This window comes from Ectothiorhodospira sp. 9100 (assembly GCF_022227565.1).
Classification (GTDB): Bacteria; Pseudomonadota; Gammaproteobacteria; order Ectothiorhodospirales; family Ectothiorhodospiraceae; genus Ectothiorhodospira; species Ectothiorhodospira marina.
In genome coordinates this window covers 33,723-46,947 of record NZ_JAJNAN010000002.1, presented here as the reverse complement: position 1 = coordinate 46,947, position 13,225 = coordinate 33,723, and the positions used below count along the sequence as shown (strand labels likewise).

Genomic DNA, 13,225 nt, shown 5'->3' with positions numbered 1-13,225 from the left:
CAGCTTTTTCCGGCCGCGAGCAATAACGGCATTACTTGACAATTGGTCCTGCGGGCCACACCATCAAACTGTTCTCTGCCAGTGGCAGCAGAACCTACAAAGGCCTCCGCTGAGCCAGCCTGGCAAATCAGCGGTTTTTTATTTCCATTTCGGCCCCCTCCTGATCATCTCCACCGTGGATGGCCTCCCCGGCACAGAGGGCGTGTCTGCCAAAAAAGCAGTCACGAATTCAGCCTGGCCGCTCCTTCGCTTGAATGCGATAACGACCACATAATCCTCCAGCACCACGGCCACTCTACGGCTGCCGTCGTAGCATTTTCGTTTTTTATCCCAGCCTTGGTAGCACTCACTGTGCGGATCCTGCAATGCGGCCTTGATCCAATCCAGCCTTCTCGCCCTCGGCGATGAAAACGCATCCTTGTTGCCGTCTCGGCGGGATGACTCGAAGCAGCAGTGGTCAAAGTCCCGCTGGCGAAACCGCACTTCGATGCCATCAAATGCCCGGATCGGGCCGCGACAATAGGTCGCCTCGAAGTGAGCGCGATATTCCGCTTCGCTGGCCAGTTCGAGCAACGGGGGATAGGGCAAAAGTCACCAGCCCCCGGCCAGATTGATGCGGAACACGTTAAACTTCTGTTCACCTTTGCATGTCGGTGCAATTCGGCGCCCGATAAGGGCCTCGTAGTGTTCCAGCGTCTGAGCTTTGGCGCTATCTTCGCGTAGCCGATTATTGAGGCGGTATGCGGCCATGCCACTCAGCACATCAGCTAACTGGATGAGCACCGACTCCTCAGAACGGACTGCCTGAACTCCGTGCACCTCCGAGGAAAGATTGGAATAGTCCAGACACCGGCGCAGCACGTGCAAACGGTCGCGCCTCCGATTGCTCTTGAAGTCCACAAAGACACTGTATTCGTTGAAATCCAGTATCCAGTGGTGCAGCAACTGATAATAGAATTTATAGAACCCCAGCTCTTGATCGTCTTCGTGGTAGAGCTTTAGATCGACCTGACTATGATCCACGGCAATACAACGAAAACGCAGTTGATCGCCCTTGCCCTGAAACCACTCTACCAGTTGCTGATAGAAGGCGACTCTTGACGGAGACACCTTCTGCCACTTGAACTCCCCCCCAATCCGATACCGTTCGCGCAACTGATGAATCTCAGCTTTGAAGGATTCACGCTTTGATGTGGGAAGCCAGAGCCCGCCAATGACCATGAACTGACTCTGAGGGTTTTGGGAGCCCAGCAAGTCAGGCCGGCTTTCATCGCAATATACGTCAAACTTCACGCCTAATCCCCACCGTTTTCCGCCTGTTCCTGCTTAAACTGCACCAGTGCCGCTCGGTAGGCCTGAAAATCCGTGCGGTAGAGCGCCTCGCTGGCGATCAACGGGATGTCCAACACCTGGAACGGGCCGTGCTCATTATCGACGGCTTCATTGAAATCCGCATGCTCTTCATAGACGAAGCGCGCTAGCGGTTCGCGTCGGGCCGATTCGAGATGGGTGCGGAAAAGCAGGCCCACCACTGCGTCGGTGGAGCGCGTCAGAATCTCAGCATAGCGGCTATCCAACAAGGGCGCGTAGGCATCGGCACCGCGGGCCGCCGAACCGTGGGCATTGCGGATCTCCACCACGCCGCTGATGATCTGGTTCAGCCTCTTTCCAGGGATCACTGCCACGATATGAATCATTCCGGACGCAATCCGGTATATCAAACGATAGTTGTAGACAAATCGCTCTCGGATGTTGTCATCACGGATCTCCGGGACAGTGCGGCCCATATAAGGAAATTCACCGATACCCCTGGAAACCGACAACATCTCGGAAACCACGGCCCGAGCGTAGAACTCGGAATCCCTGGCTATAAACTTGGCAATGGCTTCAAGGTCCTCGGTCGCTTCAGGTGACCACCTTACATCGAAGTCCATTTACTGAAGTTCCTCTCCGCATCTTTCTGGCTGATCGTACCCTCCTTCTCAGCCCGCTCTATGCCTCTGCGGATTTTTTCAACCACGTAAAGGTGATACTGAACATCTTCAAGCGAACAATCGTCAGGAAGCTTGTTGAGAATAGCCTTCACTTCATCCTTTGCTGTGTTCATGAAGTATCACCCCGGATTTTCGCGTATATAACCGATAGGCATGGAAGACATGCCGCGTATGAGGCCCTTGGTCGGCAACCGCTGCAAGAACCCGTGTCAGCTCATCTGGCAGGCTGTGGACTTCCAAGGGGACGGCGGCAAACATCGGGCCTGACACATTCAGAGGTTATCCGGATTCGCCGCCTTGCGTCTGGCCTCTTCCTTACTCACCAGGCCTCGCTGGAGCATTTCCTTAAGGCCCTGGTCGAGGGTCTGCATGCCGACGCCCTGGCTGGTCTGGATGGCGGAGTACATCTGCGCGATCTTGTTTTCCCGGATGAGGTTGCGCACGGCAGGAGTTCCCAGCATGATCTCGTGGGCGGCGCAGCGGCCGCCGCCGATCTTTTTCATCAGGGTCTGGGAGATGACCGCACGCAGGGATTCGGAGAGCATGGCGCGCACCATGTCCTTCTCGGCTGCGGGGAAGACATCGACGATGCGGTCGATGGTCTTGGCGGCGGAACTGGTATGCAGGGTGCCAAAGACCAAGTGACCCGTTTCGGCAGCGGTGAGGGCCAGACGGATGGTTTCCAGGTCACGCATCTCCCCCACCAGGATGGTGTCGGGATCTTCCCGCAAGGCGGAGCGCAGGGCCTCGTTGAAACCCAGGGTGTCGCGGTGCACCTCGCGCTGGTTGACCAGGCATTTCTTGGATTCGTGCACAAACTCAATGGGATCCTCCACCGTGAGGATGTGCCCGTACTCGGTCTCGTTCTTGTGATTCACCATGGCCGCCAGGGTGGTGGACTTGCCCGAGCCGGTGGGGCCCGTCACCAGCACGATGCCGCGGGGATATTCGGAAATCTTCTCGAAGATCTTGGGGCAACCCAGTTCCTCGAGGGTGAGAATCTTGCTGGGGATGGTGCGGAAGACCGAGCCGGCGCCACGGTTGTGGTTGAAGGCATTCACGCGGAAGCGCGCCAGGCCGGGGATCTCGAAGGAGAAGTCGGTTTCCAGGAACTCCTCGAAGTCCTTGCGCTGCTTGTCGTTCATGATGTCGTACACCATGGAATGGACCTGCTTGTGGTCCATCGCGGGTACGTTGATGCGCCTGACGTCCCCGTCCACCCGGATCATGGGGGGCAGTCCCGAGGAGAGATGCAGGTCGGAAGCGCCATTCTTCACGGCAAACGCGAGCAATTGGGTGATGTCCATCCAGCCCCCTTTAATGTCCTGTCCTCACCTGAGCACGGATGTAACGTCTGCCAACAGGTGACTCTGATCAGTGCCGAATATAGCATAGGCCCATGACCCAGCTATGCGATCGAATCCAGGCGGTACAGGACCGCCTACAGGCGGCAGCTCAGCGCTTTGGCCGCCCCGCTGAAGACGTCCAACTCCTGGCCGTGAGCAAGACGCGCCCCGCGGAAATCGTGGCCCAGGCCATGGACTGCGGGCTCCGGGAGTTCGGCGAGAACTACGCCTCGGAGTTGGAGGAAAAGTCCCGAACACTGATGGACCGGCAGCCTGCCTGGCATTTCATCGGCCCCATTCAGAGTAACAAGACGCGCCTCATCGCCGATACGGCCCGCTGGGCGCACTCGGTGGATCGGGAACGCATTGCCCGCCGACTGAGCGAGCAGCGCCCCGTTGGCGCCGTGCCGCTGAATGTGTGCCTGCAGGTGAACATCAGTCAGGAGGACACCAAATCCGGTGTCAACCTGGAAGCCCTCCCGGCTCTGGCCGAAGCCGTGGCCCCCCTGCCCGGCCTGACACTGCGCGGCCTGATGGCCATCCCTGCCCCCAGCGAGGACTTTGACGAGCAGCGACGCGCCTTTGCCCGCTTGCGGGAAGCCCAGGAAGACCTGATCCGGCGCGGCTTTGATCTGGATACCCTCTCCATGGGCATGACCGACGACCTGGAGGCCGCCGTGGCCGAAGGCGCCACCATTGTCCGCGTAGGCACAGCCATCTTCGGTGCCAGAGGATAGGTGGCAGAGCATACGAATCCACCCGGCGTTCGGGTTACCATAACGCCCCTACAGACATAGCCATGGCGGGCCATCCCATGAATGAGACGATCGCCTTTATCGGCGCCGGCAATATGGCGCGCAGCCTCATCGGCGGACTCATCGCCGATGGCTGGAACGAGGACGCCCTCTGGGCGGCCGACCCGGACCCGCATCAGCGAGATGCGGTGAGCCAGCGCTGGACCGGTGTACACGCAACCGATGACAATGCCGCAGCCATCGCCCATGCCCAGGTACTGGTACTGGCGGTAAAACCCCAGGTGCTCGGCGAGGTGTGCCGGTCGCTGGCCGCACAGGTACAGGAACGACACCCCCTGGTGGTGTCCATCGCCGCTGGCGTGCGCGGTGCGGATATCGAGCGCTGGCTTGGGGGTCATCTGCCAGTGGTACGCTGCATGCCCAACACGCCGGCGCTGGTGGGTAGTGGGGCCACGGGCCTGGCCGCCAACCCTCATGTGAGTGATGAACAGCGCGACCTGGCGGAATCCATTCTGAGGGCGGTGGGGCTGGCCGTCTGGCTGGACGATGAGGCCCAGTTGGATGCGGTGACGGCCCTGTCGGGCAGCGGACCGGCCTATGGCTTCCTGTTCATCGAGGCCCTGGAAGATGCCGCCGTGGAACTGGGCCTGCCCCGGGAAACGGCTCGACTGCTGGCCTTGCAGACCGTCTTTGGCGCCGCCAAGCTGGCCCTGGAGTCTGATGAGGATGCAGCCACCCTGCGCACCCGGGTGACCTCCAGGGGAGGGACCACCGAGCAGGCGCTGGCGCAGCTGGAGTCCGGAGGGCTGCGCGAACTGATGCTGCGCGCCCTCACCGCTGCCCGCGACCGTTCCCATGCACTGGCCGACCAACTGGGTCGGGACTGAGGTTTATCCATGACGCACGCGTTTCAAAACGTCGCTGACTTTCTGATCTCCACGCTGTTCAGCCTGTATATCCTGGCGGTAATGCTCCGCACCCTGCTGGCCATGTCCCGGGCGGACTTCTACAACCCGGTGTCGCAGTTCCTGGTGACCATCACCAATCCGCCGCTGCGGGTACTGCGCCGGGTGATCCCTCCCATGGGTCGAATCGACACGGCGGCCTTCGTACTGGTGCTGGTGCTCAAGATGCTGGAGATCTGGCTGATCACCCTGCTGCACGGGGTGGGCATCCCCCTCTTCACCCTGTTCATGGTGAGCGTGCTGGCGCTGATCCGCCTGGTGATCTGGATCTATATCATCAGCATCATCATCCAGGCAGTGATGAGCTGGTTCCAGGCTGGCGGCGCCATGGGGCGCAATCCAGTGGCCGATCTGGTGTTCAGTCTGAACCGCCCCATCTTGGCCCCCATCCGCAACATCATGCCTCAGACCGGCATGGTGGATCTGTCACCACTGGTGGCCATCATCATACTGAACGTGCTGCTGATCTTCGTGGGCTCTATCTGAGTAGGGCACTGGATACCAGCATGCTTCTCTCGGGAGGGGCTCTCCGCCCCTCCCGAAGGGAAAGGCGGAGAGGAATGGACCTTGGGCATGGATGCATCCATTACCCTCGGGGGACATAGGCGGTGCACCACCCGCCCTCTGATACCAGATGATTGGGGAAGACCGCACACGGACCCCACTCCTGGGCCTCCGGATCGGTGTACAGCAGGCAGTTCCCGCACTGCTGACCCTCTTCGTGATCGGCATGATCCACCTGCGTGGCATCATGCCGGTAGTTCAGGGCCTGGGCATCGGCGGAATCTTCCTCCAGGTGCGGTAACGCGTCATCCTCTGCCGAGACCGTGGACACCAGCCCCGCCATCGGAGCTGCCATCACTCCAGAGGCGGCAAGCTTCAGAAAGTTGCGACGCTTCAGATCAGCCTGTTTCATCTTCATCTTTCTCCTATCGAACGGAATGGCATCGCCCATCGGCGCTTCAGGGCAACTGACGGCACCCGCCGCGTCCACGGCCGCGACGATGGCCGCGCCCCATGCCAGGGCCTGTCATTTCAATGTGCTGGGCTTCTTCGGCGGGCATGGCCACTCTTGAGCCCCCGGCCACGGCGTCCTGGCTGCGGCCCATGCCGCGACCTCGACCCAATCCCTGACCACGGCCCATCATGACCTGCCCCATGCCGGACATCTTTCTTGCTCTGTTTCGCATTGCAGAATTCTCCTCTGCGGTGTGTTCAGGTCCATTATGAACATATGTGCATAATATGCAAACCCCACGAGCACCCCCATGCATCATCACCCCACGGGGATCACACGGAATAAGGAGTCGAACAATGAGCGATCAATGGTGGCAATGGCAGGACAATACCCTGGTGCTGCATCTCAAACTGCAGCCCAAGGCCTCGCGGGATAAACTGGGTGAGCCGCTGGGCGATCGGCTGAAGGTGTATGTCACCGCCCCGCCGGTCGAGGGGGCGGCCAACGAGCGCCTCATTAAGCTTCTGGCCCGGCACTGCGGCGTGTCCAAATCCAGTGTGAGCCTGGTGAGAGGAGAAACCGCTCGGGAGAAAACCGTGGCCATCCATGCCCCAAGACGGCTGTTGGCAACACTTCAGCTTTGCGCCAAGGAATAATGGATTGGTCACACCAGGGGCCAGCTCGCCTCCAGGTCGGGATCAGGCCCAGGACACGAACAGCATGTACACCCCATAAGCGGCCACCGCACCGCCGGCAATGCCGCGCACCCAGGGCTTGCGCACGAAGCGGGCCAGGCGGGCGGCAAACACCCCCATGAGCAAGAGGTTGGGCAAGGTCCCCAGGCCAAAAGCCAGCATCAGTGCCCCTCCTTGCAGGGCGCCCCCAGCAGTGAGCGACCAGATGAGCACGCTGTAGACCAGGCCGCAGGGCAGCCATCCCCAGACCAGCCCCAGCACCAGCGCCTGGCCGGGTGAGCGCACCGGCATCATGCGCCTTCCCAGGGGTTCCAGGCGCCGCCACACCACACCACCTGCCCGCTCCAGCCGGGTGAGCCCGTACCACCACCCGGCCAGGTACAGCCCCAGGGCAATCATGAACAGACCAGCCAGGATCTGCAGCACCTGCTGGGCATGGTGCATGTCGGTCAGATGGGCGGCAAAGCCACCCACGCCCCCGGTCAGCACACCGGCCAGGGTGTAGGTGATGATGCGGCCACTGTTATACGCCAGGAGGAAGGGCGCCAGCCGGGGGCTTTCCTCACTCTGGGCGCCCTTCACGCCCAGGGTCAGCGCACCGACGATGCCGCCGCACATGCCCACGCAATGCACGCCGCCAAGCAGGCCGACGACAAAGGCGGCGAGGAGGGTTCCGGGTTCCAGTGACATGTGACTCCTTGGGTGGTCGATCAGAGTTGAGTCGTGCACGCCGCAGGGCCGTTCGCGAACGGCCCGTACGCACGCGCGAACGCTGTGCGCACGGTGTACGCCGCGTTACGCGATCAGGGCATGAGTTCCCGAAAATCGCGGATGGCAGCGAACTCGCCGGTGTCCACTTCGTCGCGGCGGGTATCGGGCCGGCGCACGGCACGCAGATGGGCAATCCCGAAACGCTCGGCGGCGCGCAGCACATCCAGGTTATCGTCCACGAACAGAGTGCGGGCGGGATCGAAGGGCTCCTTGGCGTGGAACTGCTCCCAGAAACGCTGATCCTCCTTGGGACGTCCGTATTCATGGGCACTGATCACCCGGTGGAAATGCCCCTCCAGGGCGGTCAATGTGAGCTTCATCTCCAGCCCGCCGCGATGGGCATTGGTCACCAGCACCAGCCGGCGGCCCTGGCGGCGCACGGCGGCCAGAAAGGCCGGCACGTGTTCATGCACCGCCACCAGGTGGGCCACTTCCTGCTTGAGGGCAACGATATCCATCTGCAACTCCTGCTGCCAGTAATCCAGACAGTACCAACTGAGGGTACCCCGAACCGCGGCATAACGCTTCATCATGCCCTCGCGGGCCGCCTGCGGCGCCATGCCGTGACGTTCCGCGTAGCGGCGGGGCAGATACTCCAGCCAGAAATGGTTATCGAAGTTGAGATCAAGCAGGGTACCGTCCATGTCCAGTAACACGGTATCCACGTCGGTCCACGGCAGGCTTGGGGCTGTTGGCTTCACGGTGCGGGGGTCCTCGAGAAACTCAAAAACGTGAAATCCGGGCCTTGAGACTTGGGCCGGCAAGCATGAGACTACCCTATCGACCCATCACAGGGCACCCAGACACCATGCCGCAAAAACCCCAGATACTCAGCCGCCGCACCGTGGCCCGCAGCCGACTCTTCCAGGTGGAGGAGCTGGAACTGCTGTTTGCCAACGGCGTCCGCACCCGCTTTGAACGCCTGGTGAGTTCGGGCCGGGGCGCGGTGCTGATCGTGCCCATGCTGGATGACGACACGGTGCTGCTGATCCGTGAATATGCTGCCGGCACACAGCGCTATGAACTGGGCCTGCCCAAGGGGCTGGTGGAACACGGCGAGGAACTCCTGGAAGCGGCCAACCGCGAGATCATGGAAGAGGTAGGCTACGGCGCGCATCAACTGGATTACCTGACCGCCATGACCGTGGCCCCGGGGTATCTGAGCCACAGCACCCATGTCATCCTGGCCCGTGACCTCTACCCGGAGCGTCGTCCCGGTGACGAACCTGAGGACATCCAGGTGGTACCCTGGAAGCTCAGCCAACTGGACCAACTCATCGCCCTGGACGACTGCACCGAAGCGCGCTCCATCGCCGCCCTCTACATGGCCCGCGACCAACTCTCGAGAATCTCATGACACTGGACGAACGCTCACTGGACCTCCTGCTCAATAACGCCTGCCGCATTGCCCGCGAGGCTGGCGCGGCCATCATGGCCATTTACGGTGAAGGCTTCGATGTCACGGAAAAGGCCGACCGCACACCACTCACGGAGGCAGACATGGCGGCACACCGGCATATCGTCCAGGGCCTTGGCGAGTTGACGCCGGCAATTCCCATCCTTTCGGAGGAGTCGAACCAGATCCCCTTCAGCGAACGCAGACAGTGGTCCAGCTACTGGCTGGTGGATCCGCTGGATGGCACCCGGGAGTTCATCAAGCGCAATGGTGAGTTCACCGTGAACATCGCCCTGATCCAGGACCACGAACCCGTGCTAGGGGTGGTCTTTTGTCCGGCCCTGGATCTGCTCTACAGCGCCGCCCGAGGCCTGGGGGCCCATCGTCGCCAGCCATCAACGGCTGCGGCCGAACCCATCCAGGTGAGCCGCGTGCAGCGCATCCCCGTGATCGCCGGCAGTCGATCCCACGGCACCGAGCGCTTACAGGCTCTTCTGGAACGCGTGGGTGAGCACGAACTCATCAGCATGGGCAGTTCGCTCAAGTTCTGCCTGGTGGCCGATGGCAGGGCCGACTTCTACCCTCGCCTGGGCCCCACCTGCGAGTGGGACACGGCAGCAGCGCACTGTATTGTCCGCGAGGCGGGCGGGCAGGTCACGGATGTCCAGTTCGAGCCGCTGCGCTACAACACCAAGGATTCGCTGCTCAATCCCGAATTCCTGGTGATCGGCGACACGGACCGCGACTGGAGCCGGTACCTGGAAGGTCTTTGAGGCCTGTTTACACCCTTCAGATGCGGCGGGTCAGGCCCGCCTGCTGCATGAGCTGGGCGGAGATCTCCTCAATGGAGCGCTGGGTGATGTTGAAGAACGGGATCCGCTCACGCTTGAAAAGCCGCTCCACGGCGCGAATCTCCATCAGGCATTGCTCCATGCTGGCATAGCCACTGTCGGGGCGCCGCTCCTTGCGGATCTGATGCAGCCGCTCCGGATCCACGGTGAGGCCAAACAGCTTGTGGCGGTAGGGCTCCAGCACTGCCGGCAGGCTGCCACGCTCGAAATCGTCATCCGCCAGCGGATAGTTGGCGGCTCGCACCCCGTAGGTGAGTGCCAGGTACATGCAGGTGGGCGTCTTGCCGGCCCGGGACACGCCCATGACCACCACGTCGGCCATGGGGTAGTCGCGAGTGGTCGCACCATCATCATTCTGGATCGCGTAATGCAGGGCATCAATGCGCTCTGAATAGGTACGCACATTCCCCATGCCGTGAGATCGCCCGGCCACGCGCTGGGCAGTCACACTCAGTTCCTTCTCCATGGCGCCGGTAAAGGTCTCAAAAAAGTCAAAGACCACGCCGTCGCACTTGGCCAGGTGGGTTCTGAGTTGGGAGTCGATGAGGGTGGAGAACACCAGAGGCTTGACCCCATCGGACTGGGCCGCCCGATTGATGCGTTGCACGGCCCATTCCACCTTGTCGTCGGTGTTCACGAAGGGCAGGCTCATTTGCTGGAAGGAGACCTGCTCAAACTGGGTGAGCAGGGTGTGTCCGAGGGTCTCGGCAGTGATGCCGGTGCCGTCGGAGACGAAAAAGACGGAGCGGATCATGGCCATTCTCCTCGCGTGCAGCCAGTGTTCAAAAAAGAGCCCCTTCCTCCGTGGGGTGAGGGGCGGTGGGGCACCATGCCCGCCACTCCCCTCGTCCCCAACCCTTCTCCCCCGAGGGGAGAAGGGAGTTGATATAGCTCCTCTCCCCGCTGGGAGAGAAGGGGGAGTTGATATGGCCCCTCTCCCCGTCGGGGAGAGGGGTTGGGGTGAGGGGGCGGGTGCGCCCCCACGGCCTCAGGCGTCCTTGCGGCCCTTCTCGTCGCCGGCCAGGCGCAGCCAGGTCTCCACCACCGTATCCGGGTTCAGGGAGATGGACTCGATACCTTCCTGCATCAGCCATTCCGCCAGGTCCGGATAGTCGGACGGGCCCTGACCGCAGATGCCCACGTACTTGCCAGCCTTGCGAGCACCCTGAATGGCCATGGACAGCAGGGCCTTCACCGCCGGGTCGCGCTCGTCAAAGGTGGCAGCCACCAGACCGGAATCCCGGTCCAGCCCCAGGGTGAGCTGGGTCAGGTCGTTGGAACCGATGGAGAAACCATCGAAATACTCCAGGAACTGCTCGGCCAGCACCGCGTTGGAGGGGATCTCGCACATCATGTAGATCTTCAGGCCGTTCTCGCCACGCTTGAGGCCCAGTTCCGCCAACAGATTGATGACGCCCTCGGCCTCGCCCAGGGTGCGCACGAAGGGCACCATGATGACCACGTTGGTCAGACCCATCTCGTCACGCACCTTGCGCACGGCGCGGCATTCCAGTTCGAAGCAGTCGCGGAAGTTTTCCGACAGGTACCGGGAGGTACCCCGGTAGCCGATCATCGGGTTCTCTTCATCGGGCTCATACTGCTCACCGGCCAGCAGGTTGGCATATTCGTTGGACTTGAAGTCCGACAGGCGCACGATCACCGGCTGCGGGTTGAAGGCGGCACCCAGGGTGGCGATCCCCTCCACCAGTTTTTCCACGTAGAAGGTCACCGGATCATCATAGCCGGCGATGCGACGGGAGATCTCTTCCTTCAGGTCACCGGACAGGGAGTCGAAATTCAGCAACGCCTTGGGATGCACCCCGATCATGCTGTTGATGATGAATTCCAGGCGAGCCAGCCCTACCCCGGCATTGGGAATGTTGCGGAAATGGAAGGCTCGGCCCGGGTTGCCCACGTTCATCATGACCTTGCAGGGCACTTCGGGCATGGAATCGGTGCGGGTCTGAGTGACCTCGAAATCCAGAATCCCCTTGTAAATACGCCCCTCGTCGCCCTCGGCGCAGGACACGGTGGCTTCCTGGCCATCCTTGATGCGTGAGGAGGCGTCACCACAGCCCACCACAGCCGGGATGCCCAGTTCGCGGGCGATGATGGCCGCGTGACAGGTACGCCCGCCCCGGTCGGTGACGATGGCGGCGGCCCGCTTCATGACCGGCTCCCAGTCCGGATCGGTCATGTCGGTGACCAGCACGTCGCCAGCCTCCACCTTGTGCATGTCGTTGAGGTCCATCACCACGCGCACCTTGCCAGCACCAATGCGCTGGCCAATGGCGCGGCCGCGAGCCATGACTTCGCTGCGCGGCGAACGGATGCGGAAGCGTTCGATCACCTGGCCGTCCTGGCGGCTCTCCACCGTCTCCGGACGGGCCTGGACGATATACAGCTCACCGTCCACGCCATCCAGGGCCCATTCGATGTCCATGGGTCGACCATAGTGCTTCTCGATGATCACGGCCTGGCGGGCCAGTTCCTCGAGTTGCTTGTCGTTGATGCAGAAGCGGTTGCGGTCGGCGTCCTCCACGGGGATGGTCTGGGTGCTCTGGCCATCGTTGCCGAAGGTCATCTGGATGGCCTTGCTGCCCAGGTGGCGGCGCAGCACGGCGGGGCGCCCGGCCTCCAGGGAAGGCTTGTAGAGATGAAATTCGTCCGGGTTGACCGACCCCTGCACCACGGTTTCACCCAGGCCCCAGGAGGCGGTCACGAAGACCACATCGCGGAAACCGGATTCGGTATCCAGGGTGAACATGACGCCGGAGGCACCAATGTCGGAACGCACCATGCGCTGCACGCCGGCGGACAGAGCCACCTCGGAGTGATCGAACCCCCGATGCACGCGATAGGAGATGGCGCGGTCGTTGTACAGAGACGCAAACACTTCGTGGATGTGGTGCAGTACGCTGTCCAGGCCCTGGATGTTCAGGAAGGTTTCCTGCTGGCCCGCAAAGGAGGCATCCGGAAGGTCCTCGGCGGTAGCGGAAGAGCGCACGGCCACGGTGAATTCGTCGCCGGCCGCCTCTTCCATCATCCGGTTCCAGGCTTCGGTGATGGCTTCGTTCAGGGCCGGGGGGAAAGGGGTTTCCACCACCCATTGGCGAATCCTGGCACCGGCCTCGCGCAGGGCGTTGATGTCATCCACGTCCAGCTTGCTCAGCTCATTATTGATGCGGTCCGCCAGGCCTTCGTGACGCAGAAATTCACGGAAGGCGTAGGAGGTGGTGGCAAAGCCGCCAGGCACACGCACGCCAGCTTCGGACAGGCCGCGAATCATTTCCCCCAGGGATGCATTCTTCCCTCCCACATCGGGAACGTCGTTCATGCCCAGATCTTGGAACCAGATCACATACTTATCCATGGTCCTGCCCTTTGCCTCTTACGTTGGAATGTGATTGTAGCCGGGACCGTAGCTTGAAGACGAGTATTCAGCCAAGCTATTGCCCCATGAATCAGTCTTGTGTTTGTTAATAGTAACATTG

At 61.6% G+C, this 13,225-nt stretch carries 17 protein-coding genes; 6 read left to right on the top strand and 11 right to left on the bottom strand.

What is annotated here, in order from left to right; translation table 11 throughout:
* Nucleotides 1-138: 138 nt before the first annotated feature.
* From LPW29_RS01105 to LPW29_RS01085, 5 genes are all read right to left on the bottom strand, one after another.
* The gene (locus tag LPW29_RS01105) at nucleotides 139-573 is read right to left on the bottom strand and encodes a hypothetical protein (RefSeq protein WP_238626468.1); all 435 of its coding nucleotides are present in this window, start codon (nucleotides 571-573) and stop codon (nucleotides 139-141) included.
* A gap of 18 nt (nucleotides 574-591) precedes the next feature.
* Nucleotides 592-1,293, bottom strand: coding sequence for a DUF3800 domain-containing protein (locus LPW29_RS01100; protein ID WP_238626467.1), 702 nt, complete (start codon nucleotides 1,291-1,293; stop codon nucleotides 592-594).
* A 2-nt stretch (nucleotides 1,294-1,295) separates the two neighbouring features.
* Nucleotides 1,296-1,934 carry a type II toxin-antitoxin system RelE/ParE family toxin gene (locus LPW29_RS01095; protein WP_238626466.1) on the bottom strand — a complete coding sequence of 213 codons (639 nt, stop codon included), beginning with the start codon at nucleotides 1,932-1,934 and terminating at the stop codon, nucleotides 1,296-1,298.
* Entirely contained in the window at nucleotides 1,919-2,107 is a 189-nt protein-coding gene (locus tag LPW29_RS01090) for a hypothetical protein (RefSeq protein WP_238626465.1), read from the bottom strand. Before LPW29_RS01090 ends, LPW29_RS01095 begins: the two co-directional genes overlap by 16 nt.
* Before the next feature lie 159 nt (nucleotides 2,108-2,266).
* A complete protein-coding gene (locus LPW29_RS01085) occupies nucleotides 2,267-3,301 on the bottom strand; it encodes a type IV pilus twitching motility protein PilT (protein WP_090252035.1) in 1,035 nt (344 codons plus the stop codon).
* Between the two features lie 92 nt (nucleotides 3,302-3,393).
* On the opposite strand from LPW29_RS01085, the gene LPW29_RS01080 reads away from it, so the two are divergent.
* The 3 genes from LPW29_RS01080 to LPW29_RS01070 all read left to right on the top strand — a co-directional run bounded on the left by LPW29_RS01080 (nucleotide 3,394) and on the right by LPW29_RS01070 (nucleotide 5,546).
* Nucleotides 3,394-4,077: a YggS family pyridoxal phosphate-dependent enzyme gene (locus LPW29_RS01080; protein WP_238626464.1), complete on the top strand. Its 684-nt coding sequence runs from the start codon at nucleotides 3,394-3,396 to the stop codon at nucleotides 4,075-4,077.
* A gap of 77 nt (nucleotides 4,078-4,154) precedes the next feature.
* Entirely contained in the window at nucleotides 4,155-4,982 is an 828-nt protein-coding gene (proC, locus tag LPW29_RS01075; protein WP_090252100.1) for a pyrroline-5-carboxylate reductase, read from the top strand.
* A 9-nt stretch (nucleotides 4,983-4,991) separates the two neighbouring features.
* Entirely contained in the window at nucleotides 4,992-5,546 is a 555-nt protein-coding gene (locus LPW29_RS01070) for a YggT family protein (RefSeq protein WP_090252030.1), read from the top strand.
* A 100-nt stretch (nucleotides 5,547-5,646) separates the two neighbouring features.
* Here LPW29_RS01070 and LPW29_RS01065 read toward each other — a convergent pair whose 3' ends face one another.
* Together LPW29_RS01065 and LPW29_RS01060 are read right to left on the bottom strand one after the other, a co-directional pair.
* Nucleotides 5,647-5,976: a high-potential iron-sulfur protein gene (locus tag LPW29_RS01065; protein ID WP_238626463.1), complete on the bottom strand. Its 330-nt coding sequence runs from the start codon at nucleotides 5,974-5,976 to the stop codon at nucleotides 5,647-5,649.
* A 46-nt stretch (nucleotides 5,977-6,022) separates the two neighbouring features.
* Nucleotides 6,023-6,250, bottom strand: a complete 228-nt coding sequence (locus tag LPW29_RS01060) for a hypothetical protein (protein WP_238626462.1) — start codon at nucleotides 6,248-6,250, stop codon at nucleotides 6,023-6,025.
* 124 nt (nucleotides 6,251-6,374) lie between these two features.
* On the opposite strand from LPW29_RS01060, the gene LPW29_RS01055 reads away from it, so the two are divergent.
* Complete coding sequence (locus tag LPW29_RS01055; protein ID WP_090252024.1) at nucleotides 6,375-6,674, top strand: DUF167 domain-containing protein; 300 nt, start codon at nucleotides 6,375-6,377, stop codon at nucleotides 6,672-6,674.
* 42 nt (nucleotides 6,675-6,716) lie between these two features.
* Here the strand turns inward: LPW29_RS01055 and LPW29_RS01050 are convergent, their stop codons facing one another.
* Nucleotides 6,717-7,403, bottom strand: coding sequence for a sulfite exporter TauE/SafE family protein (locus LPW29_RS01050; RefSeq protein ID WP_238626461.1), 687 nt, complete (start codon nucleotides 7,401-7,403; stop codon nucleotides 6,717-6,719).
* A 113-nt stretch (nucleotides 7,404-7,516) separates the two neighbouring features.
* Entirely contained in the window at nucleotides 7,517-8,185 is a 669-nt protein-coding gene (gene yrfG, locus LPW29_RS01045) for a GMP/IMP nucleotidase (protein WP_338018668.1), read from the bottom strand.
* A 107-nt stretch (nucleotides 8,186-8,292) separates the two neighbouring features.
* Here yrfG and nudE point away from each other — a divergent pair, with 107 nt between their 5' ends.
* Nucleotides 8,293-8,841 (top strand): ADP compounds hydrolase NudE, encoded by a 549-nt coding sequence (gene nudE / locus LPW29_RS01040; protein WP_090252019.1) that lies wholly within the window; start codon nucleotides 8,293-8,295, stop codon nucleotides 8,839-8,841.
* Nucleotides 8,838-9,653: a 3'(2'),5'-bisphosphate nucleotidase CysQ gene (cysQ, locus tag LPW29_RS01035; RefSeq protein WP_238626460.1), complete on the top strand. Its 816-nt coding sequence runs from the start codon at nucleotides 8,838-8,840 to the stop codon at nucleotides 9,651-9,653. Before nudE ends, cysQ begins: the two co-directional genes overlap by 4 nt.
* Before the next feature lie 16 nt (nucleotides 9,654-9,669).
* On the opposite strand, the gene ppsR is transcribed toward cysQ, so the two are convergent.
* Both ppsR and ppsA read right to left on the bottom strand, forming a co-directional pair.
* Nucleotides 9,670-10,485, bottom strand: coding sequence for a posphoenolpyruvate synthetase regulatory kinase/phosphorylase PpsR (gene ppsR / locus LPW29_RS01030; protein ID WP_238626459.1), 816 nt, complete (start codon nucleotides 10,483-10,485; stop codon nucleotides 9,670-9,672).
* A gap of 234 nt (nucleotides 10,486-10,719) precedes the next feature.
* Nucleotides 10,720-13,104, bottom strand: coding sequence for a phosphoenolpyruvate synthase (gene ppsA / locus LPW29_RS01025; RefSeq protein WP_238626458.1), 2,385 nt, complete (start codon nucleotides 13,102-13,104; stop codon nucleotides 10,720-10,722).
* Nucleotides 13,105-13,225 lie beyond the last annotated feature (121 nt).